This is a genomic window from Pandoraea iniqua, assembly GCF_902459685.1.
Classification (GTDB): Bacteria; Pseudomonadota; Gammaproteobacteria; order Burkholderiales; family Burkholderiaceae; genus Pandoraea; species Pandoraea iniqua.
The window spans coordinates 376,600-401,112 of record NZ_CABPSF010000003.1; the positions used below are offsets into that span (position 1 = coordinate 376,600).

The 24,513-nt window shown below is 62.7% G+C and carries 22 protein-coding genes; 3 read left to right on the plus strand and 19 right to left on the minus strand.

Annotated elements, in window-relative coordinates:
• Position 1 precedes the first annotated feature (1 nt).
• From PIN31009_RS28340 to PIN31009_RS12745, 18 genes are all read right to left on the minus strand, one after another.
• Complete coding sequence (locus PIN31009_RS28340) at positions 2-2,593, minus strand: hypothetical protein (protein ID WP_150790487.1); 2,592 nt, start codon at positions 2,591-2,593, stop codon at positions 2-4.
• On the minus strand, positions 2,590-2,931 hold the full coding sequence (locus PIN31009_RS12665; RefSeq protein WP_150790488.1) for a hypothetical protein: 342 nt from the start codon (positions 2,929-2,931) through the stop codon (positions 2,590-2,592). Before PIN31009_RS12665 ends, PIN31009_RS28340 begins: the two co-directional genes overlap by 4 nt.
• Positions 2,928-3,746 (minus strand): hypothetical protein, encoded by an 819-nt coding sequence (locus tag PIN31009_RS12670; RefSeq protein ID WP_087687611.1) that lies wholly within the window; start codon positions 3,744-3,746, stop codon positions 2,928-2,930. Before PIN31009_RS12670 ends, PIN31009_RS12665 begins: the two co-directional genes overlap by 4 nt.
• Complete coding sequence (locus PIN31009_RS12675; RefSeq protein ID WP_150790489.1) at positions 3,736-7,641, minus strand: baseplate J/gp47 family protein; 3,906 nt, start codon at positions 7,639-7,641, stop codon at positions 3,736-3,738. The genes PIN31009_RS12670 and PIN31009_RS12675 overlap by 11 nt, the downstream gene beginning before the upstream one ends.
• Before the next feature lie 61 nt (positions 7,642-7,702).
• Positions 7,703-8,140 (minus strand): GPW/gp25 family protein, encoded by a 438-nt coding sequence (locus PIN31009_RS12680; protein WP_150685334.1) that lies wholly within the window; start codon positions 8,138-8,140, stop codon positions 7,703-7,705.
• Positions 8,141-8,204: 64 nt separating this feature from the next.
• Entirely contained in the window at positions 8,205-8,507 is a 303-nt protein-coding gene (locus PIN31009_RS12685; protein WP_150685333.1) for a PAAR domain-containing protein, read from the minus strand.
• Between the two features lie 73 nt (positions 8,508-8,580).
• On the minus strand, positions 8,581-10,371 hold the full coding sequence (gene vgrG, locus PIN31009_RS12690) for a type VI secretion system tip protein VgrG (RefSeq protein ID WP_150790490.1): 1,791 nt from the start codon (positions 10,369-10,371) through the stop codon (positions 8,581-8,583).
• Positions 10,372-10,374: 3 nt separating this feature from the next.
• Complete coding sequence (locus PIN31009_RS12695; protein WP_150685331.1) at positions 10,375-11,058, minus strand: CIS tube protein; 684 nt, start codon at positions 11,056-11,058, stop codon at positions 10,375-10,377.
• A 3-nt stretch (positions 11,059-11,061) separates the two neighbouring features.
• Complete coding sequence (locus tag PIN31009_RS12700; RefSeq protein ID WP_150790491.1) at positions 11,062-11,256, minus strand: DUF5908 family protein; 195 nt, start codon at positions 11,254-11,256, stop codon at positions 11,062-11,064.
• Between the two features lie 4 nt (positions 11,257-11,260).
• The gene (locus PIN31009_RS12705; protein WP_087687618.1) at positions 11,261-11,725 is read right to left on the minus strand and encodes a phage tail protein; all 465 of its coding nucleotides are present in this window, start codon (positions 11,723-11,725) and stop codon (positions 11,261-11,263) included.
• 66 nt (positions 11,726-11,791) lie between these two features.
• Positions 11,792-12,250, minus strand: coding sequence for a phage tail protein (locus PIN31009_RS12710; protein WP_039398341.1), 459 nt, complete (start codon positions 12,248-12,250; stop codon positions 11,792-11,794).
• A 118-nt stretch (positions 12,251-12,368) separates the two neighbouring features.
• Positions 12,369-14,132: a phage tail sheath family protein gene (locus PIN31009_RS28165; protein WP_150790492.1), complete on the minus strand. Its 1,764-nt coding sequence runs from the start codon at positions 14,130-14,132 to the stop codon at positions 12,369-12,371.
• Positions 14,133-14,153: 21 nt separating this feature from the next.
• On the minus strand, positions 14,154-15,080 hold the full coding sequence (locus tag PIN31009_RS12720) for a hypothetical protein (protein WP_150790493.1): 927 nt from the start codon (positions 15,078-15,080) through the stop codon (positions 14,154-14,156).
• Between the two features lie 20 nt (positions 15,081-15,100).
• Complete coding sequence (locus PIN31009_RS12725) at positions 15,101-15,676, minus strand: Pvc16 family protein (protein ID WP_058378602.1); 576 nt, start codon at positions 15,674-15,676, stop codon at positions 15,101-15,103.
• Positions 15,677-15,976: 300 nt separating this feature from the next.
• Positions 15,977-16,714: an aspartate/glutamate racemase family protein gene (locus PIN31009_RS12730; RefSeq protein ID WP_150790494.1), complete on the minus strand. Its 738-nt coding sequence runs from the start codon at positions 16,712-16,714 to the stop codon at positions 15,977-15,979.
• Between the two features lie 23 nt (positions 16,715-16,737).
• Positions 16,738-18,171: a dihydropyrimidinase gene (gene hydA, locus PIN31009_RS12735; protein WP_150685326.1), complete on the minus strand. Its 1,434-nt coding sequence runs from the start codon at positions 18,169-18,171 to the stop codon at positions 16,738-16,740.
• 4 nt (positions 18,172-18,175) lie between these two features.
• Complete coding sequence (locus PIN31009_RS12740) at positions 18,176-18,910, minus strand: maleate cis-trans isomerase family protein (RefSeq protein WP_150790495.1); 735 nt, start codon at positions 18,908-18,910, stop codon at positions 18,176-18,178.
• Between the two features lie 75 nt (positions 18,911-18,985).
• Positions 18,986-20,284: an MFS transporter gene (locus tag PIN31009_RS12745; protein ID WP_087725643.1), complete on the minus strand. Its 1,299-nt coding sequence runs from the start codon at positions 20,282-20,284 to the stop codon at positions 18,986-18,988.
• A 221-nt stretch (positions 20,285-20,505) separates the two neighbouring features.
• Between PIN31009_RS12745 and PIN31009_RS12750 the strand changes: the two genes are divergently transcribed.
• Positions 20,506-21,150 carry a GntR family transcriptional regulator gene (locus tag PIN31009_RS12750; RefSeq protein WP_150790877.1) on the plus strand — a complete coding sequence of 215 codons (645 nt, stop codon included), beginning with the start codon at positions 20,506-20,508 and terminating at the stop codon, positions 21,148-21,150.
• An 11-nt stretch (positions 21,151-21,161) separates the two neighbouring features.
• Here PIN31009_RS12750 and PIN31009_RS12755 read toward each other — a convergent pair whose 3' ends face one another.
• A complete protein-coding gene (locus tag PIN31009_RS12755) occupies positions 21,162-21,968 on the minus strand; it encodes an IclR family transcriptional regulator (RefSeq protein ID WP_150790496.1) in 807 nt (268 codons plus the stop codon).
• Between the two features lie 202 nt (positions 21,969-22,170).
• Here PIN31009_RS12755 and PIN31009_RS12760 point away from each other — a divergent pair, with 202 nt between their 5' ends.
• Both PIN31009_RS12760 and PIN31009_RS12765 read left to right on the plus strand, forming a co-directional pair.
• Positions 22,171-23,157 carry a hydroxymethylglutaryl-CoA lyase gene (locus PIN31009_RS12760; protein WP_150790497.1) on the plus strand — a complete coding sequence of 329 codons (987 nt, stop codon included), beginning with the start codon at positions 22,171-22,173 and terminating at the stop codon, positions 23,155-23,157.
• The gene (locus PIN31009_RS12765; RefSeq protein WP_150790498.1) at positions 23,154-24,434 is read left to right on the plus strand and encodes a CaiB/BaiF CoA transferase family protein; all 1,281 of its coding nucleotides are present in this window, start codon (positions 23,154-23,156) and stop codon (positions 24,432-24,434) included. Before PIN31009_RS12760 ends, PIN31009_RS12765 begins: the two co-directional genes overlap by 4 nt.
• The last annotated feature ends 79 nt before the right edge of the window (positions 24,435-24,513 follow it).

Below are 24,513 nucleotides of genomic sequence, written 5' to 3' on the forward strand. Positions count from 1 at the left end.
GCTACACCCACAACGTCAGATTGCGCTCGCGCCGCTGACGCATGAGCAATGACGTAAGACTGGCGCCGGTCGCATCGAGCCGGCGTGAGTCGGCGCGGGCGATGTCTTCGCGCAGGCTCGTTCGCCACAAGTCGTAACGGTGCTCGAAGTCGCGCATCGTCACGAAGTCCATCCAGTGGAATTCCGGCAGCAAATGCGCCGGCAGATTTCGGCAAACCGTCTCCTGCGCAAGATTGCGGAAATCGGGATCGCTGAATCGCGACGTCCATGCCGGGAATACGATGCTCACGCGGGCATCGAAAAACGCCGCATCGGGCACTTGCCCTCGCTCGGTCGACGGCTCAGCACCCGCATTTCGATCATTTCCATCGTTCCGATCATGCCGATAGCGCGGGCGCAACAACACATGCTCGACGAGATAGAAGCCTTCGGATTGCACGTTCAACTTGCACAGGAAGCTGCGCAACGTCTGCACGTATCGATCGGCATGCGTGACGGCACCCGCGCGCCTGAACTTCGCCAGTCGCACGTCACCCAAGCGCTCGTCATGGGTGCGGAAATGCACATGCACTTCCTCGCCATGTTGCTCAAGCACATAGTTTTCCAATCGCACGCCATGCACGAGAAGCCCCACAGGCAGCAAGTCTTCGTGACGAGCGTCTTCCTTTGATGGTTCGGCATCGGGAGCGCCCCGCCCTGCCAGCACCACCAGCCGGGCGGCCGCACGCTCGTAATCATCGGCCTTGGCGACGTTGTCGGCCCGCAAGCGCAGCCGCCATTGCAACAGCGCACCGCTCAACGGTTGCTCAGACGGCTCGGCAGGCAGCCCCAGCAGAATCGCGATCTTGGCGTGCACCCCGGCCACGTTGGGCCGGCCATCCGGGCGCCGCGACGGCACGCCCACATCGAACGCCGTCGCCCGGTCGCGCGAGAGCGTCGCGATATGGCGCAGAAATTCGAGCTTGTTGTTCACCAGCCAGTGCGTCGCGTGCTTGTCCTGATAGTCGTCGAAGCGACGCAGCGACTTCTGCGAGAACGTTTCGCCATACATGGCAAGCAACACATCGAGCAACCGACTGCGCCGGTCTTCCGCCCGGTCCTTGCGCGACACGATATGCGTGAGGGCTTTGCGCACATCCTCCGGCGCCTCGACATAGAGCGACTCGATATCCGGCAGCGCATCGTCACCGATCAACTGGGAGAAATAGGTCTGATGCAGATCGTCGACGGAGAACATCCGTCCTACCGATTGCAGGTTCTCCAGATAGTTGGCCATCAACTGCTCGGCCAGATACAGGTAGGCCTTCAGCTGCTTCGCACTGACCTTGTGCGCCAGCGGTGCCGACGGCGGCACACCGAAATGGTTAATCCCGTAGATCGCCGGAAACTGATGCTGAATCGAGAAATAGTCGCCGAGCGCACGCGTCTCACCCTGCGGGGCGGGCACGATGCCGACCACCGATTGCGGCGTGTTGCGCAAGGTATCGAACTCGAAGCGCGCCTTGGCCAGTGCCACGCGCGCATCGTCGAGCACCACACGCGCCTTGTCTTCGCGCCGTTGTTCGATGGCATGCGCAGTGGGGGCGGTGGGGGCGGTGTCGGTGCCGACGGCACTGCTGGCAAAGTGCAGCCGCAGAAAGGCACTCTGGGCGTCGCCCGGGAATCGCAGGCGCAGCACGGCGTCCGACGCCATGTCTGTGCCGATCGGGTGCCCGTCGGCATCGCACAAGGCGAGCCGCTGCACGTGAGCCACCCCTTCGACCTCCTGCACCAGCCCGACGAGCTTCGACACCGCAATCGGTGACCCGGGGGCCTGTGCCCCGGTACTGGCGATGAAGCCATGCACCGTACGCGGCCCGGAAAACAGGATGTCCAGCGGCACGCCTGCCACAAACGCCTTGACGTAGCGCTCGACCTGAAACCCCGAGAGCACCGCCTGCGCGCACCGGAAGTAGATTTCCGCGAAAATCGACGCCGGGTCGCGCTCGCTGTGAATCTGCACGTCGCCACTCAGGTAGACCGCTTGCGCAGGCACTACGTGCACGCCGGCCAGATCTTCACCAAGGTTGCGATGCGCATTGAAGACCTCGAAGATGCGCTTGCGCACGTCGGCCTCCATCGTGGCCTGCGCCTCCCCCGACAGTTCCCCCGTCAACGTTTCACTGAGCTTGACCAGCACGCGGTACAACCCGCGAGCCCCGCCCACGCCCGCGCTGGCGTCCGGCTCGCAACTCAGCCAGACATCCTCCAACTCGGGAATCGAGTCGTAGAACAGCTTGCGATAGTCGTCGACCGTGAGCACCTGACTCGGCAGAATCTCGTCCGCCGGGTGTAACGCGTGCCGCCGGTAGTCAATCTCGCCCGTCGGGCCGACCAGATAATCCTCCGGCGCGAAGTCGGAGCGATAGCCGAGTTCGGTGATCGCGTAGCAGAGCTGCTCGAGAATCGTGACGCCCGGGTCGTGCAGGTTGTAGTCGGTCCAGCGATCGCCACACAAGGCTTGCAGCGTGGCAATGCCTGCGCGGCGCAGCGCATCGAAATCGAGCCCATGCGGGTCGGGCGCGAACCGGGCGATGGATTCAGGCGCGTTCATCGGCTGACAACACCCCGAATGCCGCTCGCGCGCACGGCCGTGCCGCCAAGCTCATCCAACGCCATACGGGCGCTGTGCAGTTGCCCCTTCATCGCATCGATCAGCCCATGCACGCGGTGATACGGCAGGTGCCCCAGTGCTTCGATGATCAACGCGAAGGCCGGTGCACTCAGTGCACACGCAATCGGTTCACCCGCCTGCGCCGCATTGGCTTGGTGGTTGAGCGTGCCGATCAGCTCGTACACACGCTTGAATGGCAACTCGGCCAGCGCAGCCATGACCAGTTGCGCGTCATCGGCCGCCAGCACGAGGTCGAAAGTGGTGGGCGGCGCGCTCATGCCTGCACCTTCGGTTCGGGATCGACGGCACTGGTTTGCATGTCCGGGTCGAACCACAGATTGGTCAGGTAGTAGGTCACCCACGTGCGGTCGGCGCCTGCGCTGTCGCGCGTGCTGTCGTAGGGACAGCCGACACGCATTTGCAGAATGTAATTGTGCTTGGCACCGTCGGGGGCATCGATCCACTGCAATTGCAGCCGATTGCACTTGCTGCCGAAATGCGACTGGCGATAGTCGATGTCGCCTTTGCCATTGAAGGCCATGACGGCATACGCGTGCATCAGCGCATATTTGCCGCTGCCCCGCTTGCCCACACCCGCCATGATCTCGAACGCATTACAGCCGGTGAGCGTATCGGTGATGTCGTGCCACTTGCCGTCGGCGGGCACGCTGCGGCTCCCCGGCCGGCCACGCCGGCCATCGGCGACAATGCGCCCCGCCATATCGAGTTCGAAGTCGGGAGCGTCGCTGGCCTGCCCCGCCGACTGCGCGTCCGATGCGCCCGGCAACTGGCGCAAGGTCAGCACGGCGGGATTGCGGGCGTTGCCGAACGCCAGCCCGCCGCCGGGCCCATCGAGTTGCACCGACCAGATGGGGCTTTTTACGTCGATGTTCTGATAGAAGCTGAGCAGCTTGCCCTGATTGAGTTGCGAGACCTTGAGGCCGTCCACCGGCGTCTTGTCGAAACCTTCATCGACGATATTGAGCATCGAGTCGATCAGCTCGGAGAAGGCCGTCGCGGACGGCATCTCACCGTTGCCGAACTTGCTGCGGAGCGTGTCGCGATTACGGCGGGCCATGGGCTTATTGGTCATGGGGGTCGTCCGAGATGATGAAAGTGGCGCCGATTTCGAGGCGGCTGAGCGCAGTGGGTACGCCCGGGTAGTCAATGCCATCGTCGACCGCTTCGATGGCGTGCCGGGCAACCGGAATGGCAATGCTCCACGGGTAAAGCGGCGTGATGTCGGTCTGGCCCTTCGTGCCACCCATGCTGCCCGTGCTGCCCGTGTTGGCGGGGTCGGCCGTATCGAACAGCGAATACGTCTGCACATCGGCCGACGACCACACGACAGGCGCAGCGGCGGACGTCGCCGGCGCCGCGGATACGGCAGGCGGCTTGGCGGCGATACGAAGCATCGAGAAGCCGGAGACATTCTGCACATACGGCAGCGAGCCGATAAACGCTTCCAGATCGTGCTGCCGGATGCGCCAGCCGAAGTGCGTGCGATAACCCACGCCGTCCTGCCACGGCGTGAGGTAGTGAGAGATCGCGGCATTGAGCATGGCGATATAGCGCCCGTTGCCCGACACGTCCGAAAACCGCACCTTGCAACGCACCTGAATACGCTCGTAGACAGGGTTCTCGACCGACACATGCGCCCACGGCGAGGACAGCGTGTTCACGTACGCGGCGATTTCCTGCATGAGGTTGCCGTCGAGCATCGGCATTTGCTCGTCGGCCTGCAACGCGGGCCAGTAAGGTAGCGGCACGATCAGCGCATGCCCCGGGCGAACACAGTCGAACGGGCCGTTCGCCGTTGTCAGATTCGCGAAACATTTGACCTTGTAGACATCGGCGAACGCTTCGAGAATCAACGATTCGTAATCGGCGGGCGAGATTGCACGCTGCTTGTGCCGCAGCCGTTCACTGATGCGTGTGCGCATCTGTTCGCGCGTCTCGGCCGCCCGGCCGCCGTACGACGGCAGCGGTTGCACAATGGCCGTGATGCCCGGCAACGGACGGCGGCTGCGGGCAATGCTGCCGGCGGGCAAGACCATCGGCACTTCCGGCGGCACATCCGCCCCACGGTGCACCTGTACCGCCTGCGCGTGGATGGCGTACAGGCTGCAATACTTCTCCATGTCGCGATCGGCGCTTACGCGCAGCCAATACAGCCCGTCGGGCATGACTGTGTTCCGGCAACCGATGTCGCCCGGCACCCGCAGGGTCACGATGCCCGACGTCATGAAGTGATGCGTGCCGTCGGCGACGATGTTGCGGCGCGGCAAGGGTTTCCAAACGTTGTTCGTGAGGTAGCTCCAGCGAAGCCCCGCGTTGTCGGCGGGCCCGTCTTCGGTGTCTTCGTTGGTCGGCGGCACCGGCTGCGAGTCTTCGCGAAGCTCGAAGAGCAGTGTCAGTGTCTTGCCTAGGTCGCCAGCCGCAATGCCGACGTAGAGATTGCCGGCCGCTTCGAAACGCGGCAGCAGCGCGGGCGCGGGATAGCTTTTGAGGCCGAGCGTTTCCCATCCCGACGGATACAGATGCAGGAAGCGGCCGTCGTCGTCACCCTTTGGCAACCGGTCGACGCGAATCGTCCCCGTCGCGCAATAGTCGACCGAGATGGCGTTGACCAACGGTGTGTAAGGCGCACGCGGCACAGCGCGCTGGCCACGCCAGCGCCGGCGCCGTGCGTTGGCCATCATCGTCGTCGACAACGCCTGCGCATAGCGCTCGTGACCGAAGGCGAAGGCCGGCGCCGCGAACGTGAATTTGAAGAAACCGTTCTTCGCACCCGGCCCCCATGTCAGCGGCTGGGCCGCGCTCACGCCTGCATCGGGTTCGAACAGATGCGCCAGTTGACCGGCGCGCCAGACGATGCGCGTGTCGATGCGTTCGCCCTGCCCCGGTTGTACGCGCGTGCGGAACATCGGCACGCTCGGGCGGACCAATTCGCTGGCGGGCGTCCACACGCCCTTGGCCAACACCGCGACCGTAGCCAGATAGTCTTCGTTGGCGAGGCGCACGTCGTAGCCGTCGTACCACGCGCCGAACCCGCCGGTCACGCGTGGCAGATCCGCCCATTCGATTTCGACGCGAAAGTCGGTGATGCGCTTCGACGCCATCTCGGTACTGCCGACGATGAGGTAACTGCCCAGCCGCGCCAACGGCCCAAACGGTGCGAATGGCGTCGCGGCGCTCAGTTGCCCGATGTTGTTGTGCAGTACCAAATCGCGGCAGCCGCGCGCTTCGACATCGATGCGCGCGCCAGTCACTGCCAGATCGCGCAGCATGCCGTACGGGAACAGATACGCTCCCGGGTTGATCACGCAGCGCAGCAGCGGCGTATCGACATCGAACTGCTCGCCATGCAGCGCCGGCGAATAGGCCACCACGCTCGGCGATTCCGGCGGCAACTCGAAGCTCAGCCTGAGCACCCCATCGTCGTAAAACGGCACGTAGCCCGGGATATCGATCCAGCCGAATTCGCCCGTCAGCCCAACCACGAAGATGCTGCGAAATATCTTCAGGAAAATGTCGTTGCGGCGCAGCTCAACCGCAGCAGGGCTGTCGTCGACGTCGACCGGTCCTTGCCCCGCCGGGCTCACCGCCGTCGTACCGAGCATCGCGTCGGCCACCCGGTCGAGCCGCTGCATCAGCGTGTCGTCGGCGAACGTGATCGTCACGCTGATACGCCGGTCGCCTTCCTTGAGCAACAGCACCTTGCTCGACAGCGCAAAGCCGATGCGTGCGTCGCGGTGCGGGCCACTCCCCATGCCGGCTTTCGGGGCGCCCAGCACCGGCCAGGCTTGTGTGTGATCGGCACCGGGCGGTGCGACCGGTACCGACTGGAACCATGCCGCCGTGGGCCACGTCCGGCCGGTCACCGGGGCACCTCTCGGCACGGTGTCGTCATCGGCGAGCAGGTTTTCCGGTGCGCTGTAGCCGTTGTGATCGAGGTAAAGCGTCTGCACCTGCGCCACACCGGCGTCCGACACCCGCAACTCGCTCTCGGCAACATAGAGAATGTCGCGGCTCTGGGCATCGACCCCGGCCGGAAACTCGGTGCCCGCAGGCACGACGACGTCGCGCGCGTCCGGCGTGCGCTTGAAGACCAGCCACGTGTGATCGGGAATGGTGGCGCGCGGCGTGCTGCCGAGCATGCGGTCGTAGTAAAAATCGATGAACCGGCGCGTGTAACCGTTGAGCTTGCCTTGCAACTTCTGGAATTGCTGCACGAAGGCAATCAGCAGGCCGATGGCCGGATCGTGGATGCCGTTGTGCAACGACGCAGGCAACCGGGCAAGCGCCTCCTTGCGGACCATTTCGATCGCCTTCATGTACGCGTGAAAATCGGTGCGGACATCGGCTTTGGTCAACCGCGCCCCCGCGCGTGCGATACCGTCGGCATCGGGGTCACCGGGTTGGCTTGCCGACAGCATGCCCGGCGTCGCCAGCCCGGCCGACCAGATCGGATCGAGCGGTACGTGCCCGCCCACGGCCCGCAATGCGCCAAGAATGCCGGACCGGTCGACGCTCAGTTGCACGATCACGGCGCGCAGCACCGTGCGCAAACCCAGCCCGTTATCGCTCTGCGCCTGCGCCAGTGCGACGTACCAGTCGTTGAGCGTGATGACCAGCTCGGTGACGGGCGAGGCTTGCAGCGTCCAGCCCGAACTCTCCCCGTTGGCGCTGACGCCGACATGCTCTGGCGTGTTGCGCCACCACTGGGCGAAGCGCGCCGTCTCGCGTGCCAGATCGAACGCCAGAATGCGGCTCATGACCACCGTTTCGTCGGCACGGAAGAACGGCGTCCAGTCCCCTTCGGGCACATTCTCCGCGTTGTGAAAGCGCACCAACGAAGCAAATTCCGTCACGATCGCGAGCAACTCGTGGAACGACAGCTCATCGAGATGGAAATAGCCGTCCTGCAACGCGGGCAGTGCCCGCATCGCCTGACTGGTGCCATCGCGAATGATGAGGTTGTACATCGGGTGGTCGGTTGGTTCGTTCAGTCGGTATCAGTGCAAAGTGCAGGTTTCAGCGCAGGTTTCAGCGATCCATCTGCTTGTCCGGCAAATTGGTCCCTTCAAGGAAATAGAACGGGTAGACCATGTTGCTGCGTGTATTCGTCCCGCGAACCGTGTAGTCGATGAGCACGTCGATACGCCCCTCCATCGCCGCCGACGAGTCGATGACAATCCGCTCGACGGTGATCCGCGGCTCGAAAAACAAAATGGCGCGCTCGATTGCGTCGCGTATCTCGGTGAGCACGCTTTCACTGATTTCGTCGAACACGTAAGTCTTGATGCCGCATCCGAAGGTCGGCTGCATGATCCGCTCGCCCGGCACGGTCGAGAGAATGATGCGCAGGCTTTCGTGGATGTCGGCCTCGGCCGCTACCATCTGCGTGCGCCCACGCGCGGCGCTGTCGCCGAATCGCGGCGGAAACGCCCAGCCGGTGCCGAGAAACGATTTGTCGGTGCTCACGCGTGCTTTCCCCTTATCCCTTTTGCTTTTTCCTTCGTTTTCACGCTTACTGCCGTGCCCGGTCTTAGCCGCCGATCAGCACCGTCGGGCAACCCATCGAGATCGCCCCGCCATGCGCACAGGTATCGCCGACGCGGGCAGCCGGTTTGCCGCCGATCAGCACGCTGGTCGATCCCATGACAATGGAGTCCGGCGGCCCGACGCAGAGGCAGTTGTCGGTCACGACGGCGGCCGGCAGCTTGCCGACCAGTACCGTCGGCACACACGGGCCGAGGATCGGGCCGCCCACGTGCGGAATCGGCGCCGGCACGGCCGGGGTCTGCATCGGGCACACATGCATGTCGGTCAATCGTGCGGCGAGCGGCATGTTCTGGTCTCCTTGTTACCGAACTATTGAAACGAACTATTGAAACGCGCTATTGAGCGCAAAGACAATCGCTTCAGTTGATCATGACCAGCGCACCTTTGACGGTCGTCTGGCCGCTGGCCGACAGCTCCGCAGTGGCCGACCCCTTAGCGGTAAAACCCACCTTCGCTGTGCCGGTGATGTTGAGCGCCTCGCTCTTGATATCCGCCTGCGCGGTCTGTTCGATATTCGATACCGCGCTGATGCTGACTTTGCCCTTGGCGTTGATCACGATGTCCTTGGGGCTGTCGAGCGTGATGCCATCGGGCGTCATCTGAATCTTGTTGTTGTTCTGATCGGTCAGGCAGATCGACTTGGCGTCGTCGCTCATCTCGATCGTGTTCTTCTGCGGCGTAATGACGGTGATGACTTTCTTGTCGTCGTCGAAAATGATCTTGAGCAGCCCCTTCGTCCACAGCGCCTTGGTGTAGTTCTCGGCAGTCAGTTCGTAAGGCATCTTGCGTTGGCTGCTGTAAAGACTGCCCAGCACCACCGGATGCGATGGGTCGCCGTTGAGGTAGCCCAATATCACTTCGTCGCCGATCTCGGGAATGAAGAACGCCCCCACGCTCGATGAGCCGTAAAAGCTCGCCAGCCGCGCCCACACACCGGCCGTCTCCGCTTGCAAGACCTGCACCGCGACCTGAATGCGGTACTGCCCCTCGGGGTCGGCGTCGAGCTTCGTGACCACGCCGATTTGCAGCCCGCCGACACCCGGCACCAGTCCCGATGCCTGAACATTGCCCGCCCCGTGACGCTCGCTGAAGCTCTCCGGCGACAAGCCGAATTCGACATCCGAAATCCAGTTGCCGTCGGCGATACGGTGCTGCACGGCACTCACATAGACGTTGCCGCTGAAGCGCTTGCCCACGCCCACCAATTCGATCATCACGCCGGGCTTGGCCGCCGCATTCCCCTGAAACGACATCCGTCCGCGAATACACGCGAGCGCTGCGCGCATCTGCCGCGCCTCGCTCCACGACTTGAGCTCGTCGCTTAGCAGCGGCACCGTCGATTGCAGCCGGAAGGTACTCGGACCAGCCACTTGGGCGAGCTTCGCCGGTGTGAGATTGCCTTGTTCGTAGAGCGTTTTCGCGGGCGCACTTTGCTGCACCATCGCCTGCGTGCCCGGGTCCCACGCGGCGGCCACCACGCTCTGCAGCTGCGTGCGCGCATCGACATCGGCCGAGAACGACATCAGGTCGATGCCATAGGTCACCTTGAGGACCGCGGCCGCGCTGGTCTGCGGCGGTTTGACGCTCACCGTGCCGTTATCCTCGGCGATCACGAGTGCCCCGTTGGCCTCCGCCCGCAATGCCATGAAATCCCAGTCGGTGCTGTAGAACTGCACGATCTCCTGATGCTGGGTTTGTGTGGTGGTCACATCCGCCGTGAGACCGGCATCGGAAATCAACTGGCTGAGGATTGCGCTGTCCTGCTTCTGCACATAGTTCGCGTTCTTGCAGCCGATCGTCATGGCCACCGCCTTGTGGCGGCACTCGACGATCAGCCGGGCGTCGTTATTGCCCGCGATCTTGATGCCGTGCCGCACGACGATGCCGTCGAAAATCTGTGCGGTGGTGCCGCCATAGCCCGCGCTGATGACGATGGCGCTGCCGGGCGCGAAGACATCGGTGTCGCTCACCGGAAAGTCGTCGTTGGGCATATCGCCATCGCGCAACACGATGCGCGCGCTGCCCACGCGACCCACTGCGCGATCGATTTCGACCGATATCACGCCCGCCGTATCCGGAATGGGGCTGCCCGCGCTCGTGATCGTGAGCGTCAGGACACCATTGGCGTTGGCGGCGGGAGACGTGGCCATAGGTCAGACGAGCGGTGGAAAGCGCAGCACCATCCCGGGCTCCAGCTTGCGAAAACCGGTCAGGTTGTTGATGCGTGCGACCTCGCGGTAGTACGACGGGTCGTTGTAGATGCGGTTGCACAGCAACGGCAACGTGTCGCCCGCCGTCACCTCGACGAGATGGCTCAGGTCGGGCGAACTCAGGTTGGCGCGCAACGCGCTCTCGGTCGCGCTCATCCAGCCGACGATGCCGAGCGTCACGCGGGCGCGCAACGGCTCGCCGGTCGGCTTGAACATCGTGTAGTCGAGCGAAATCGACTCGACCCGGCCGAAGAAGATGAACGTGCCCCACAGCAGGCGAATGTAATTCGGTTCGTGCTTCTTGCCGTCGTACTTGTAGATGACCGCCAGCAGCGCGTCGATCATGTCTTTCACGCTGCGTGAGCCGGTACCGTCGACGACACCCGTGCCGTCGAGCACCAGATTCTCGATGGTGATGCTCTCGGGGCGAATCGCACTGAAACGCGGCGTGGCGCTCGGCTGTCCGAGCGTCTGCTTCTTGTTGTACTCGATGCTCAGCTTGCGCTTGTAGCCGACCGGATTGATCAACGCTTCGAACGCCGTGCGGCTGGTGTCGACCGAAATCTGACCGCCCGAGACTTTGCACGGGGCGATATTGAATTTTCTGCGGTTCAGGCTGGTCGCCACGGATCAACGCTCCTTCGCGCGGTCGAGCAGGTCGAGCACGAGCGCACGGCATTCGGCGAGCAGCTCTGCGCGCATTTGCGCGTCGAGTACCGGCAAGGCTTCCGCCATGTCGTCGTCTTGGGGCGCGACGCCGCTTTCGCCAGCCGCCTGCTGTACCACGTTCGATTTGATGCTCAACTGGCCGATTTCGATCGACATCGCGTCACTCCATACGATTCGCGTAGGTGTAGCTCAGAACGATCTTCTCGATCGCCACCTGATTCTTGGTCGAGCCGAAGCCTTCGATTTCCCATTTCACCGGATACGCATTGGCGAAGGTCCAGATGCGAATCGGAATATGCATTTCGTCGAGCAACTGCACCATCAGCGACTGCGGCCGTATCGGCACGATGAACTCGCCTTCGAACACCGAGCGGCACCACATGACGAGCGGCGACGTGAACGACGCAATACCCCGCTTGAGTTCGAGATGCGGGTGTTTGACGCCCTTCGGCAACGTGTGCACAAAACGGTTCTCCCCGCCCTCGGGGACCGATTCGGTATCGAGTTCGGTACTGATGCCGGAGACTTCCTGAAACGACGCGTCGACCGCACCGCCGGTCGTGGCGAACATCACGCGAAAGTGGAAAGCAGCAGGCGGGTACGGATCGAAAGGCGATGACGGCATGTCGGGCGCGCGCGGGCCGGCACCGGGACGCCGTACTGCTGGCGACCCGACACCAGTGGCCGATGGTTAGCTGTTGGCGATGGTCAACCCTTCGTGCACGATCTCGATGGTCTCGATGGCGACTTCGTTGCCTTCGGACTTCAGATCGGTGCCCGTGATCTTGGTCGGCCACGCATTGGCGAGCGTCCACACCATCGTCGGCTTGCCGGCCTCGTCGAGCAGGCTGATCGTCACCGGCACCCGCTTGATGGTGTTCATCTTGATCTGGTTGAACCAGTCCCAGAACTTGTTATCGGACTTGAACACGCCCTTCTTCATGGTCACGTTGCCGTACTTCTTCATGCCCGGCATCTTGATCACCGAGAACTCCGGGCTGTCGCCGTGGCGATACTTGATTTCTTCGGACTGCACGTCCAGCCCGCTCACTTCCTGAAACGACATGACCTGCGAATCCCACTTCACCTGAAAGTAGAACTTGGGAAGCGGCCAAACTGTGGTGGATTGTTTCGAACCGTCGTCTGCCATCACATACCTCGTCTAAAGATTGCATGCGAAAAATGCCGTGCCGGGCCAGCGCACTCTGCGGCGCGCCGCAACATCGTCACGAACCTGCCAAGCGGGTGATCTACCCCGATGCCCGGCCTCAGGACTTCTGCATTTGTTGTTCGAACGTCAGTTCGATGAATTCGGCCGGACGGCTCACCGCCACCAGCACCGACACCTTGAGCAGACCTTCGAGAATGTCGTCGCCGGTCATGGTTTCGCCAAGGCCGACAAAGACCTGAAACGCGTCGTCCGGACTTGCCCCTGCTAGGCCGCCACGCTTCCACACGCTGGTGAGGAAGTTGCGCACCATGCTCTTGATCGTGACCCACGTGTTGGCCGTGTTCGGTTCGAACACATAGGCCTTACACGCGAGCCGCAGCGATTCTTCGATCATGATCATCGTGCGGCGCACGCTCAGATATCGCCAGTCGAGGCTGTTGCCGTCGAGCGTGCGGGCACCCCACACCATCACGCCTTCGCCGATGAAGCTGCGAATGGCGTTGACCGACTTGCCGTTGGTCGGTGCGTTGAGATCTTCCTGATCGGCGTTGGAGATGCTCACGCTGGGCGACACCACGCCGTTCAGGCTGACGTTGGCCGGTGCCTTCCATACGCCGCGCGTGTTGTCGACGAGCGTGTACAGCCCCGCCATGCCTGCCGACGGCGGCAGCAGGTTGAGCTTCTTTTGCAGCGATTGCAGCACCTGCACGTACACATTGCTCAGTGCCGCCAGCGTCTTGTGCAGCGTCTCGATGTCGTTCGCCGTCATGGCAGCGGGCTTGGCAGCAGGCTTCGCCGCGGCTGCCGCATCACCACCTGCATCGGCAGCGGCGTCTGCGGCGGCCTTCCCGTCGGCAGCACCAGCGTCAGCCGCCGCGGCATCGCCGCCCGCCTTGACAGGCGCGGCCGGAGCCGCTGCGCCGCCAAGTTGCGCCAGTACATCTTTGATCTGCTTGGCCTTCGCCGTCGCAGCCGGCGACGCCGGCACAGGGTTCAGCACTGCGTCCAGTTCTGCGGTGATGAGCGTTTGCAGTTGCGCCGGGTTCGAGATTCTCGTGAAGTCGAGATCCTTCTCGGTCACGATCGACGTGTTGACCCACGGGTAGTACCCGGCGCCGAAGTCGAGGAACTCGGAACCCACGGCATCGCGGAACGCGGTGATGGCATCGCCGCCGGGTGCCTGACGGTCCCAGAAGCCGTCGAAGACGTCGACGATCGCGAAACGGTTACGCATCGTGTAGCCGCAGTGCATCAGCATCGCGCGCTGCACGGTCGTGCAGTCCTGACTCGACAGGCGCACGGCTTCGGGCACCACCACCATGGTGGGTTCCTGTTCCTTGATGAGCGTGTCGATACCTTTGGTCAGCTTGCCCGGGTCGATCTCGCCATCGGCGTACGTGCCGACCGACACGATGTAGCACGGGCCGCCGCCGTTCTGGAAGAACAGCAGCATGCTGTAGTACAGCAGGTATTCCGTGCCTTGCGGCGTGAACTTGAACGGCTTGCGTGCGCCGGTCGCGCCGATGAAGAGATCGGTCACCACCGGGCGTGCCGGCGGCGTGGCGCCTCCCGCATCGGCAGCCGCTGCGTCGCCGCCGTCCTTCTTGGCCGCCGCCGGTGCGCTCGGTGCTGCCGCTACCGCGTCGAGCGAGTAGCTCGTTGCGGGTGCGCCACCGAAGTACGTCACGAATTCCGCCATCGAGCTGATACGCCACGGCGTATTGGCCAGCGGCGTGCCCTTGTTATCGGCGAACTGGGTATAGCCGATGAATGCCGGGACGGCCGTGGCGACTTCCACCACGGAATTGGGAAACGCATTTTGTTCGACTACGTACACGCCTGGTGTTTTGTATTGCGCCATGGTTCACCTCGGTCAACGATATCAATTGATGTAGATCTCGGACACCCGAACTGCCGGGCTCTGTGCCGCTTCCTGCCCTTCCTGCCGTTGCTTTGTCTCCATCCCCTGCTGAATCACGCTGCCAACTTCGGCATTGGGCAGTCTCCGGATCAACACGCGTTCACCCGACCGGCCCCGTTCCCGCAGCTGAAAACGCTGCGGGTATTGCTGCTGCATTGCAATTTCCTGTTCGCTCTCGAACACCAGCGCACGCCGCCCGCCACTGCGCGGCTCGCTGCCCGCGGCCACAAAACTGACTTTCTCGTCGAGATCGACGATGGCTAACGCGTCGTTCTCGGCATCGCAAACGTAGTAGTAGCGCCAGCGGGTCGAGCGCGCGGCGAAGTTGACGATGTAGTCGACGCCAGCCTTGTTGACAGCGGTGTTCGCCACGTGATCGGCGAGATCGATCTGTACGACCAGCACGGGCGGACTGAGTCTGTCGGCGCGCTCCAGATGGCGGGCCAGCGACGGCGCGCCAACCGGCAAGGCGTTCGTCGCATCGACGGTCTCGCCGGCATGAAGCCGCTGCGTGAGTGCACCGGGGACCGGCACACTTGCCGCGCTTTGCAGGAAATAGACGGCTGCGCCGCCGGTCAACGCCGGTGCCGTGTAGCGGGAAAAGTGTTCGTCTTTCGCATACCACTTGACGGTGGCGACGGCCTGGCCGGGCGTCAAACCGCCCAGCAGAACGTCGCGACGGCGAGTTTCGCAAAAGAACGCAACGCCTTGCCGGTGTGGAATCACGAGCAGGTCGCGGCGACGCACCCAATCGGTGGTCTCGGGTGTCAGGGCAAAACGCGCCCATGGCAGCGAAGCGTTGGGCTCCGGCCAGTAGGCGTGGGCGAGATCAACGGTGAACAAGCACGCATACGGTAACGCGGCTGTCCCGGTGGACGTAGCGGACATGGGGCGCTCTCCGGGCCGGGTCAGTGATTGAGCGCCGGTACAGGCGTGCGCACCGTCGGCACGGTACCGACGACATCGCCGGTATCGGGGGCCATCAGGCGCACCTTGTACAGCACCGACGGCAGATATTTGCCGCCAAGCATCGTCCACAGATTGCTGAGTTCGCGAATATTGAGGTTCTCGATCTCGAGTACCAGCCGGTCGATGCGCGCATCGAGCGATGGCGACGACTGGTGGTCGAAGACCGGATAACGCTGGAAGAACTGGATCGCGCCGGAGATCAGTTTGAGCGAATCTTCGTAATTGCCGCCGGTGTAGTTGGCAGCCACCATCACGTAGAGATTCAGATAGAGCGGCGCGACGGTGGTCGTCACGCGCGATGCCCCGGCGTCACCCGGTAAAGACTGGCGATAAGGGCCCGTGTCTCGTTCGATATGCGTGAGGAACACGACCAAACGGTTGTTCGTGTCGGCAATGGCATGCCCGTGCATATCCACAAGACCGGACATCGTCACGATGTCTTCGGTGAGTGTGTAGGCTTGTTTTAAATATTCGTTGAGCCGCCCCGCCAGGTGGCCCACAGCAGCGTTAATCATGGTTCCCCGATACCGTTCGCAATCCAATTGCTTATCTGATTCGGTACAACACTTACGACTACCGGCACTGCTTTGTCGTTATTTTTCCTACACCGTCTTGGTTACCGAAACAAAAGGTCCTATATGTTCGGCATTCCTGAGCGTTTCAGCGTCCCGCTTTCATTTTTTGCTGCGGAACTGTAGCACATGAGCACGGCGTTTTGCTCGGCGATAGAAAAACGAAGGCCGGCAACGTTTCCGCGCCGGCCTTTCACTTCCTTCCCCTTACTTGTTCAGTCACTCGCGCCGTGACTCGATCCGTTACACGAGTAGCGCCCGCAATGCCGGCGGCAATCCGGCGTTGTCTTTCCTCGGTGGCCGCTGAAAACTGCCGCCCGTCGCCGTCCCCGGTTGCAGGGCCATCAACGATTCGCAGTGCTTGACCGCGCTCGAGACACCATCGACGACGGGCACTGAAATCTGTCCGCGCAACTGACGTGCCAAACCGGCCAGCGGCGCCCCGGCCACGATGATGACATCGGCACCATCTCGCTCCACCGCCATCTGGCTCAACTCGATGAGCCGGGCCGCATGATCCTCCTGCACCGTGGCAATGTCGCGCAGCGGTGACGTGAGACTGCGAATGCTCGCCAGCCGCGACGACAACCCGTTCGCCGCCACGCACTCCCGATACCACGCCTGAATCCGGTGTGAAATGGCAATGATTGAGAAGCGGTTGCCGAGCAGGCAGGCACTTGCGAGCGCGGCTTCGGTCATGCCGACGACCGGTACGTCGAACAACTCCTTGATGCCGCCCAAACCGGGATCGCCGAAAGCCGCCACGACGAGACCGTCGAACTCCCCGGCACGCTCTGCTGCGGCGCATGCCGTCGCATAGCCACCGGTCAGCGCCTCGAAGCGCGTTTCGATATACGCCACGCCGAATTGCGCGGTGGCAAACGACAGCGCCGTCTCAGGCGAGGCCGCGCGGCACGCTTCCGCCTCGATCAGCGCCGTCACGCTGGTGGAAATATTGGGGTTGATCACGAGCAAGCGCATCGCGTCGTCTCCTTGTCTACGCGTCACACCAGCGACGGGGCGTCGGCCGGCAAAAACTGCCCGCGTCCCGGCGTCGGTTCAAGGTATTGGCGGTTGGCAACGAGTTGCTCGCCCCGCGAGAAACAGTGCACCGGCCAGCCGGTCACTTCCCTGCCCTCGTACGGCGTGTAGTCGACGGCGTGATGCAATGCGTCGTTCGTGATCTGCACGCGGGCATCCGGGTCCCACAACACGATATCGGCATCCGCGCCGATGGCAATCGTGCCTTTGCGCGGGTACAGGCCATACAGCCGCGCCGGACGATACGATGTCAGCTCGACGAATTTGTGCAGCGACAACCGTCCCTGACGTACGCCGTCGAACAGCAGCGGCAACCGCGTTTCAATGCCGGGAATACCGTTGGGAATGTGTTCGAACGACTGCGCATTGCCACCCGGTTTCTTGCCCTGTGGATCGTCGTAGTTGAACGGCGCGTGGTCAGATGAAAACACCGAGAACACGCCCTGCTTCAACGCTTTCCAGACCGCTTCCTGATTGTCGGAATCACGCGGCGGCGGGCTGCAAACGCATTTCGCACCGGCATAGCCGTCGTCGCCCGGATGCCCCATATCGTCAGCCGTGAGGTAGAGATATTGCGGACACGTCTCGGCGAGAATCGGCATGCCGCGCCCCTGCGCCCAGCGAATCTGCCCGATCGCGTCCTTGCCGGACACATGCACGATCAGAATCGGCACATCGACCAGCTCGGCAAACGTGATCGCCCGATGGGTGGCTTCGCGCTCGACGGCGGCCGGGCGCGCGAGCCCGTGAAACTTCGGCGCAATACGGCCTTGCCCGACCAATTTATCGGTCAGCCACGCGATGCAATCCGAATTCTCCGCGTGCACCATCACCAGCGCGCCGTGCTCGCGGGCGACGGAGAGCACTTCCAGAATTTCCCGGTCCGAGAGTTTCAGGTCGTCGTAAGTCATGTAGATCTTGAACGACGTATAGCCTTCCTGAATCAGTTCCGGAAGTTCCTCGCGCAGCACCTTCTCCGTGGGGTCGGCAACGATCAGATGGAAGCCGTAATCCACGACGGCACGCCCATTTGCCCGACGGTGATAGTCCTCGACGGCGGCCCTCAGCGAACCGCCCTTCTCCTGCGCAGCAAACGGAATCACCGTGGTCGTGCCGCCGCAAACGGCCGCCCGCGTGCCCGTGAAAAAGTCGTCGGCCATGCGCAAGCCGTCAGGCATTGGCTGATCGAGGTGGCAGTGCCCGTCCACACCGCCCGGCATGGCGAGCAGGCCCGTCGCATCCACTTCACGCTTGCCCGGCCCGAGTCGGCGGCCGAGAGCAACGATAACGCCGTCGCTCACGCCGATATCGGTCTGGAAGCGATCGGAAGCGGTCACCACGTCGGCATTGCGAATGACCAGATCAAAAGGCTGGGCGCCTGAAAACGCATTCGTCATCGCATCACTCCCCTGAGGCGAACAGTTGTCCCCACTCGGACAACGCACGGGTATCGAGGCCGGCGATCTTCATCGATTTCCAGATCACCGTCGAAATCGTGTCGTACACCGGGATGCTGGTCTGCGCTTCGAGCGCGCGCGCCAGCGGTGCAGCGTGCAGATTGGTGCAGAACGTGGTGATGGCTTGCGGACGCTGTTCAGCCACTTCGTTCACGAGGCGCGTGAGCGTGTCGCCATCGACTTCGGAGAATTCGAAGTTCTTGCGCAGGTTCAGGTGGCGCTCCGCCGTGCACTGAATACCCTTGCGCGCGTAGTTGGCGATGATCCGCTGCTGCACGTCCTCCAGATACGGCGTGACGAGGCCAAGCTCCTTGACGCCGGTTTGTTCGAGAATTTCGTTGAGCGCCAGCACGGAAGTGGTGGCGGGAATTCCCGTCGCCTCGGTGATCTGGCGGCACAGGGCTTCATCGGTCTCGAACCCGAGCCAGCCGGCCGACGTGCCGTTCCATGCGATAACGTCGACTTCGGCGTCGGCAAGCAGCTTCGCGGCGTCGAGAATCTTGTCGAGATCGAACTGGCCGAGCGCCGTCGAGCCTAGCGAGATTTCGGTCACACGAAAGCGTGAAAAATGGACACTGACATCGGGCAGCCCGGCAACCATGGCACTGGTGATGGGTTCCAGCGCGGTGTTGGAGGACGGCGTAAGCATGCCAAGCAAAGTGCGGGAGTTTTTTGTCATTGTCGTTTCAAAGCAAAAAGCGGAAAGGCAAAGATCGGCCGCGTTGGGCGCGGGCCGATCCGGCAAACCGGTGAATCAGACAGGGAGTTTTCTTTCGTAATCGATCAACGTGGAGCACACGAGCAAGCCCACGCCGGCGGCCGCAAAGAACATGAGCGCAAGAAAGTACGAACCGGTGGTCTGCACGATCAGGCCGACGATCAGCGGCACGCTGATGCCACCGATGTTTCCGCCGAGATTCATCACGCCGCCGAGAAAACCGATCTTGTTACGGGTGCCGAGAATCGACGGAATGCACCAGTAAAGACCGCACCAGCGAAGGAAAAAGAGCGTCGAGGACAGCAGCACGACGGTGACCACGTCGCTGGTGACATACGCCACCGAGAAGATCGATGCGGTTGCGATGACGGCGGCAATACCGAAGAGCGTGCGCATCACCTTGTTGGGCGAGCCACCGGCCGCTTTCCACTTGTCGCCGATCCAGCCGCCGATCAACTCACCGACGAAACCGCAGAAGAAGATGATGAAACTCGCGCCGCCCATCTGCTTGATATCGAAGCCATGCACTTTGTGCAGATAGTTCGGCATCCACGTCAGCAAGCCATAGAACACGGTGTTGAAACACATCCAGCCGAGGGCCATGCACCAGACCGAACGGTATTTGAAGAAGTCCATCGAGCGGCCCGACAGGTTCTCCGGCTCGGCGCGATGCTCGGACGCCTGCGCCATCTCGATGTAGTTGGCCTCTTCTTCGTTCACAGCCGGGTGTTCACGCGGTGAATTGCGGATGTAACGCCATGCCAGATAACCCGCGAGCATCGTGCCGACGCCTGCGACGACGAACGCGAGGCGCCATGAACCCAGCACGGTAATCAGCCACGTGATGATGATGGCACCCAGTGCGGCACCCAGCGGCGCGCCGCCGTCGAGCAAGGTGGCGCCGCGGCCGCGTTCGTTCTGGGTCATCCAGATGGCATTGAGTTTGCCGCCCGCCGGATAGATCGGCGCTTCGGCGGCGCCCAGCCCGAAGCGGGTCAGCAGCAGCGTGGTGGCACTGGTGCAAAACGCCGCAGCGGCTTGAAACAGCCCCCAAAAGACGGTGGCCAGCGCAATGACGATGCGCGGCTTGTACTTGTCGGCGAGCATGCCGCCCGGAATCTGCATGACGGCATACGTCCAGAAGAAGCCGCTCAGAATCAGCCCCTCCATTGCCGGCGTGAGGTCGAATTCTTTCGAGATCAACGGCATCGCCACCGACAACGACGCGCGGTCGATGTAGTTCACGGCGATGAGGAACAGCATCAGAAAAAAGATCTTCCAGCGAACCGTGCTCTTCGCGCCGGTCAGCGTTGCGGCCCTGCTTGTCGACTGCATGGTGAATCTCCCGATTAGATGACTTGAGTACCGTCGTCGCGCAACTTGGGAGTGAGTATAGAATCTGTAATCTGTAATTACAACGTCGGTAAATAATTGATTTTATTAGGATGATACGTAGGGATTTCCCTATATGGTAGGATCTTTTCGACACTGATAATTGATAACGAGACACCGTGGCCCTCCCGCTCCAGCACTCCCCCAGACTTCGCACGCTCGGTATGTCCGCCGAGATCGCTGCCCGCCTTCGCGTCATGATCGAAGAAGGCGAACTCCCGCCCGGCGAACGCATCGACGAGAAGGCGCTTTGCGAACTTTTCGATGTCTCGAAGACGCCCTTGCGTGAGGCGTTGAAGACGTTGGTGTCGGAAGGACTGGTACTGCACCGGCAGTACATCGGTTATCGCGTGGCACCGCTCGATCTGGAGGAATTGCGCGCGACGTTCGAGACGCTGCATGGACTGGAGCGCACGGCTGGGGAATTGGCCGCGATTCGCCTCACGGATGTGGCGCTACGGACGCTTGAAAAGAAGCATCTTCAGATGCTCGATGCGCACAGCAAGGGCCATCGCACCGACTACTTCCGCATCAATCAGGAGATTCATCAACTGATCGTCGACGGTGCGGCCAATCCGGTGCTGTCATCGATTTACGCAGCATTGATGAGCAAGGTTCACCGCGCGCGCGGCGCGGCAAATGCCGATCATTTGCGCTGGCAGGAATCGCACGACGAGCATGAGCAGATCATGCGGGCATTGCGTGAAGATGGGCGTCCGCGTCTTGGCGCAGTGCTCAAGGCGCACTCGGAGAATACGGCCACCGAGGTACTCACCGTGGTGGCGGAGGCCATTCGCAAGGGCGACTGAAACACCGGTGTTCAGGCGTTCGCGCCCTGCCCCGGCACGGTGAATCCGGTCGGTCGTGTCGCGGCCAGACTCGCGTCATAGCGCTCGCCCATGCCGCCCAACGCGACCGTTGCGCGACGTGCCCCATCGAGTAACGCCGTCAACGCCTGTTTGACCGCCGACGCCATGTCGAAGCGCGCTTTCGGTCCCGAGAGCGTGAGCGCACCGACGAACTCACCGCTCGCCCCAAACACCGGCACCGACACCGATGCCGTTTCCGGATCGCGCTCGCCGAACGACACCGCCCAGAGACGCTCGCGCACGTCGTTCCAACGCGGATCGTCGCCATCCGTGAACGCGAGCAGCACCTTTCCCGAAGCCCCTTTCGCAATCGGAAACTCTTCACCGATGCGGATCGACACGCGCACGGCGCGTGACGGTTCTACCCGGTACAGCACCAAGCGTTGATCGCCCTGACGAACATACAACGAGGCCGTCTCGCCCAGTTCGCGGCTCAACTGCTGCAAGATCGGTTCGATCACCGGCCCGACCTGAAATGATCGCTGATAGCGCGCGGCCAGACGTAGGGGCTGTGGCCCGATGGCGTAGCGGCCGTCGCTGAGCTTGCGAATAAAACCACCGTGTTCAAGCGCACCGAGCAATCGCAACACCGTGCTCTTGTAGAGATCGGTGCGCAGCGAGATTTCGGTGAGCGTCAAACCATCCTCCGCAGGGCCGAACGCGTTGAGAATCGCAAACGCACGATCCAGCACGGCCACGCCGCTACCCGATTCATTGCCGGAGGCGTCGCTGCCACCCGCTGCCGCTGGCGCTGTCATGCCCGATTGCTCGTTTGCCACTCGCGTCCCCTGTCGTGTCTTTCGCTGAATGCGGCCACTCTACAGTTCTACCGGACAGAACACAAGTTCCAGAAAATGAGGGAATTACGGGTTTACCCAACTTAAACCCCGTCGATGATGCTCGTATAGTTCTATCAAACAGAACGTAGTTCTTTCAGATAGAACTAACAGGAGTCTTCGAATGACACAATCTTCCGCCCCGCGCGTGCTCGTGAGCGAAGTCGGCCCCCGTGACGGACTGCAAAGTCTGAAGCGTGTGATGCCGACCGCCGCCAAGCTGCGCTGGATCTCCGCGCTCGCCGCCGCCGGTCTCAAAGAAATTGAAGTCGGCTCGTTCGTGCCGGCCAAGTTGTTGCCGCAGATGGCCGATATCCACGAGGTCGTCGCCCATGCCCTGTCGATCCCCGGCCTTCGTGTGGCCGTGCTGGCTCCGAACCTGCGCGGCTCGCAAGCGGCGTTCGAAGCTGGCGTGCACAAGCTGACGCTGCCCGTCTCGGTCACCGACGAGCATTCGATGGCCAACATCCGTAAGACCACGGCGCAGATGATCGACGAAGTGCGCGAAATCGTGGCACTGCGCGACGCGCGATTCCCCGGTATCGAAATCGAAGCCGGCGTATCGGTCGCCTTCGGCTGCACGATCGCGGGCACCGTCACCGACGACCAGACCCTGCGCATGTGTCTCGCCATGGCCGAATGCGGCGTAGACGAAGTGGGCTTGTCGGACACCAGCGGCTACGCCAACCCGATGCAGGTCCGCCGTCTGTTCCGTCGCTTGCAGGCCGAAGTGGGCAGCAAGGCTGGCGGCGCGCACTTTCACAACACGCGCGGCCAAGGGCTGGCCAACGTGGTGGCCGCACTCGATGCCGGCGTGACGACCATCGATGCGAGTCAGGCCGGGCTTGGCGGCTGTCCGTATGCGCCCGGCGCGACGGGCAACATCGTGACGGAAGATCTGGTGTTTCTGCTCGAAGCCATGGGCTACGACACCGGCATCGACGTCGATGCGCTTGCCGTGGCGCGTGCCGTACTGGCCGACGCCCTGCCGGGCGAAGCGTTGTACGGCCACGTGCAGGACGCCGGTCTGCCGAAAGGCTTCCACTACGCCGACGGACGCGCCCCAAGCGCACCGCAGCCGGAAGGCTGTTTGCTCGGAGACGCGCAATGAGCGGTGTGAATAACGAGCCATCGTTGCCGTACAGCGGCGTGCGCGTCGTCGAGATGACGCACATGGTGATGGGCCCGACGTGCGGCATGGTGCTGGCCGATCTCGGCGCGGAAGTCATCAAGGTCGAGCCGATCACCGGTGACAGCACGCGCAATCTGCGCGGGTCCGGTGCGGGGTTCTTCAGCACGTTCAATCGCAACAAGAAGAGTCTGGCCGTCGATCTGAAAGACCCTCGCGGCGTGGAGATCGTGCACCGGTTGCTCGCCAACGCCGATGTCTTCAGCGAGAACTTCAAGAGCGGCACGATGGACAAGCTCGGGCTGGGTTACGACACGCTGTCCCGGCTCAATCCGCGACTCGTCTACGTGTCGCACAAAGGTTTCCTGCCCGGCCCTTACGACCATCGCACGGCGCTCGACGAAGTCGTGCAGATGATGGGCGGTCTGGCGTACATGACCGGACCGGAAGGCAAACCCTTGCGAGCCGGTGCCAGCGTCAACGATGTGATGGGCGGCATGTTCGGGGCGATCGGCGCGATGGCGGCATTGGCGCAGCGCGAGCGCACCGGTCGAGGACAGGAAGTGCAGAGCGCGCTGTTTGAGAACAACGTGTTCCTGATGGCGCAGCACATGATGCAGTTCGCCGTGACTGGGCGCCCCGCCGCACCGATGCCGAGCCGCATTTCCGCGTGGGCGGTGTACGACGTCTTCACCGTCAAGGATGGCGAACAGATCTTTCTGGCGGTGGTCTCCGATACGCAGTGGGCACTGTTCTGCGATGCGTTCGGCTTGCCCGCGCTCAAAGCGGACGAGCGGCTCGCCACGAACAACCAGCGCGTGCAGGCACGTGATTGGCTGATGCCGCAACTTCGCCAGCACATGGAGACGTTCAGCGCGGCACACATTGGTGCCATCTTCGAGCGCGCCGGGCTGCCCTATGCGCCGATCACCAAGCCGCAGGCGCTGTTCGACGATCCGCACTTGCTGGCCACCGGCGGTCTGGCCGAGGTCACGTTGCCCCCCGACGCCAGTGCCGCAGGCGAATCGGTCACCACGCGCACCGCGCTGCTGCCGATCACGTTGGCGGGCGAGCGTCTGCCGCTACGCGCCGCGCCGCCTTCGCTTGGGCAAGACACGCAGGCGTTGCTGACGCAACTGGGCTACTCGCCCGACGACATCGGGCGTCTTGCCGATGCCGGCGTCGTGCGCTGCGCGGCATCACACGCCGACGCAGTGTCGGCAGCGTCGCCATCACCGACTGAACTTGCCAGCGCGTGAATCCCTGATTTCGTGAAGTGACACACAAGAACGCCGGGCCGTGCCGACCGCAATAGCGGCGCGCACGTCCGGCAATATG

Excerpts from the sequence above, each read along its gene's own strand:
- PIN31009_RS28340 (WP_150790487.1), bottom strand. The coding sequence starts at position 2,593 with ATGAACGCGCCTGAATCCATCGCCCGGTTCGCGCCCGACCCGCATGGG.
- PIN31009_RS12665 (WP_150790488.1), bottom strand. The coding sequence starts at position 2,931 with ATGAGCGCGCCGCCCACCACTTTCGACCTCGTGCTGGCGGCCGATGAC.
- PIN31009_RS12670 (WP_087687611.1), bottom strand. The coding sequence starts at position 3,746 with ATGACCAATAAGCCCATGGCCCGCCGTAATCGCGACACGCTCCGCAGC.
- PIN31009_RS12675 (WP_150790489.1), bottom strand. The coding sequence starts at position 7,641 with ATGTACAACCTCATCATTCGCGATGGCACCAGTCAGGCGATGCGGGCA.
- PIN31009_RS12685 (WP_150685333.1), bottom strand. The coding sequence starts at position 8,507 with ATGCCGCTCGCCGCACGATTGACCGACATGCATGTGTGCCCGATGCAG.
- vgrG (WP_150790490.1), bottom strand. The coding sequence starts at position 10,371 with ATGGCCACGTCTCCCGCCGCCAACGCCAATGGTGTCCTGACGCTCACG.
- PIN31009_RS12700 (WP_150790491.1), bottom strand. The coding sequence starts at position 11,256 with ATGTCGATCGAAATCGGCCAGTTGAGCATCAAATCGAACGTGGTACAG.
- PIN31009_RS12705 (WP_087687618.1), bottom strand. The coding sequence starts at position 11,725 with ATGCCGTCATCGCCTTTCGATCCGTACCCGCCTGCTGCTTTCCACTTT.
- PIN31009_RS12710 (WP_039398341.1), bottom strand. The coding sequence starts at position 12,250 with ATGGCAGACGACGGTTCGAAACAATCCACCACAGTTTGGCCGCTTCCC.
- PIN31009_RS28165 (WP_150790492.1), bottom strand. The coding sequence starts at position 14,132 with ATGGCGCAATACAAAACACCAGGCGTGTACGTAGTCGAACAAAATGCG.
- PIN31009_RS12720 (WP_150790493.1), bottom strand. The coding sequence starts at position 15,080 with ATGTCCGCTACGTCCACCGGGACAGCCGCGTTACCGTATGCGTGCTTG.
- PIN31009_RS12725 (WP_058378602.1), bottom strand. The coding sequence starts at position 15,676 with ATGATTAACGCTGCTGTGGGCCACCTGGCGGGGCGGCTCAACGAATAT.
- PIN31009_RS12730 (WP_150790494.1), bottom strand. The coding sequence starts at position 16,714 with ATGCGCTTGCTCGTGATCAACCCCAATATTTCCACCAGCGTGACGGCG.
- hydA (WP_150685326.1), bottom strand. The coding sequence starts at position 18,171 with ATGACGAATGCGTTTTCAGGCGCCCAGCCTTTTGATCTGGTCATTCGC.
- PIN31009_RS12740 (WP_150790495.1), bottom strand. The coding sequence starts at position 18,910 with ATGACAAAAAACTCCCGCACTTTGCTTGGCATGCTTACGCCGTCCTCC.
- PIN31009_RS12745 (WP_087725643.1), bottom strand. The coding sequence starts at position 20,284 with ATGCAGTCGACAAGCAGGGCCGCAACGCTGACCGGCGCGAAGAGCACG.
- PIN31009_RS12750 (WP_150790877.1), top strand. The coding sequence starts at position 20,506 with ATGTCCGCCGAGATCGCTGCCCGCCTTCGCGTCATGATCGAAGAAGGC.
- PIN31009_RS12755 (WP_150790496.1), bottom strand. The coding sequence starts at position 21,968 with ATGACAGCGCCAGCGGCAGCGGGTGGCAGCGACGCCTCCGGCAATGAA.
- PIN31009_RS12760 (WP_150790497.1), top strand. The coding sequence starts at position 22,171 with ATGACACAATCTTCCGCCCCGCGCGTGCTCGTGAGCGAAGTCGGCCCC.
- PIN31009_RS12765 (WP_150790498.1), top strand. The coding sequence starts at position 23,154 with ATGAGCGGTGTGAATAACGAGCCATCGTTGCCGTACAGCGGCGTGCGC.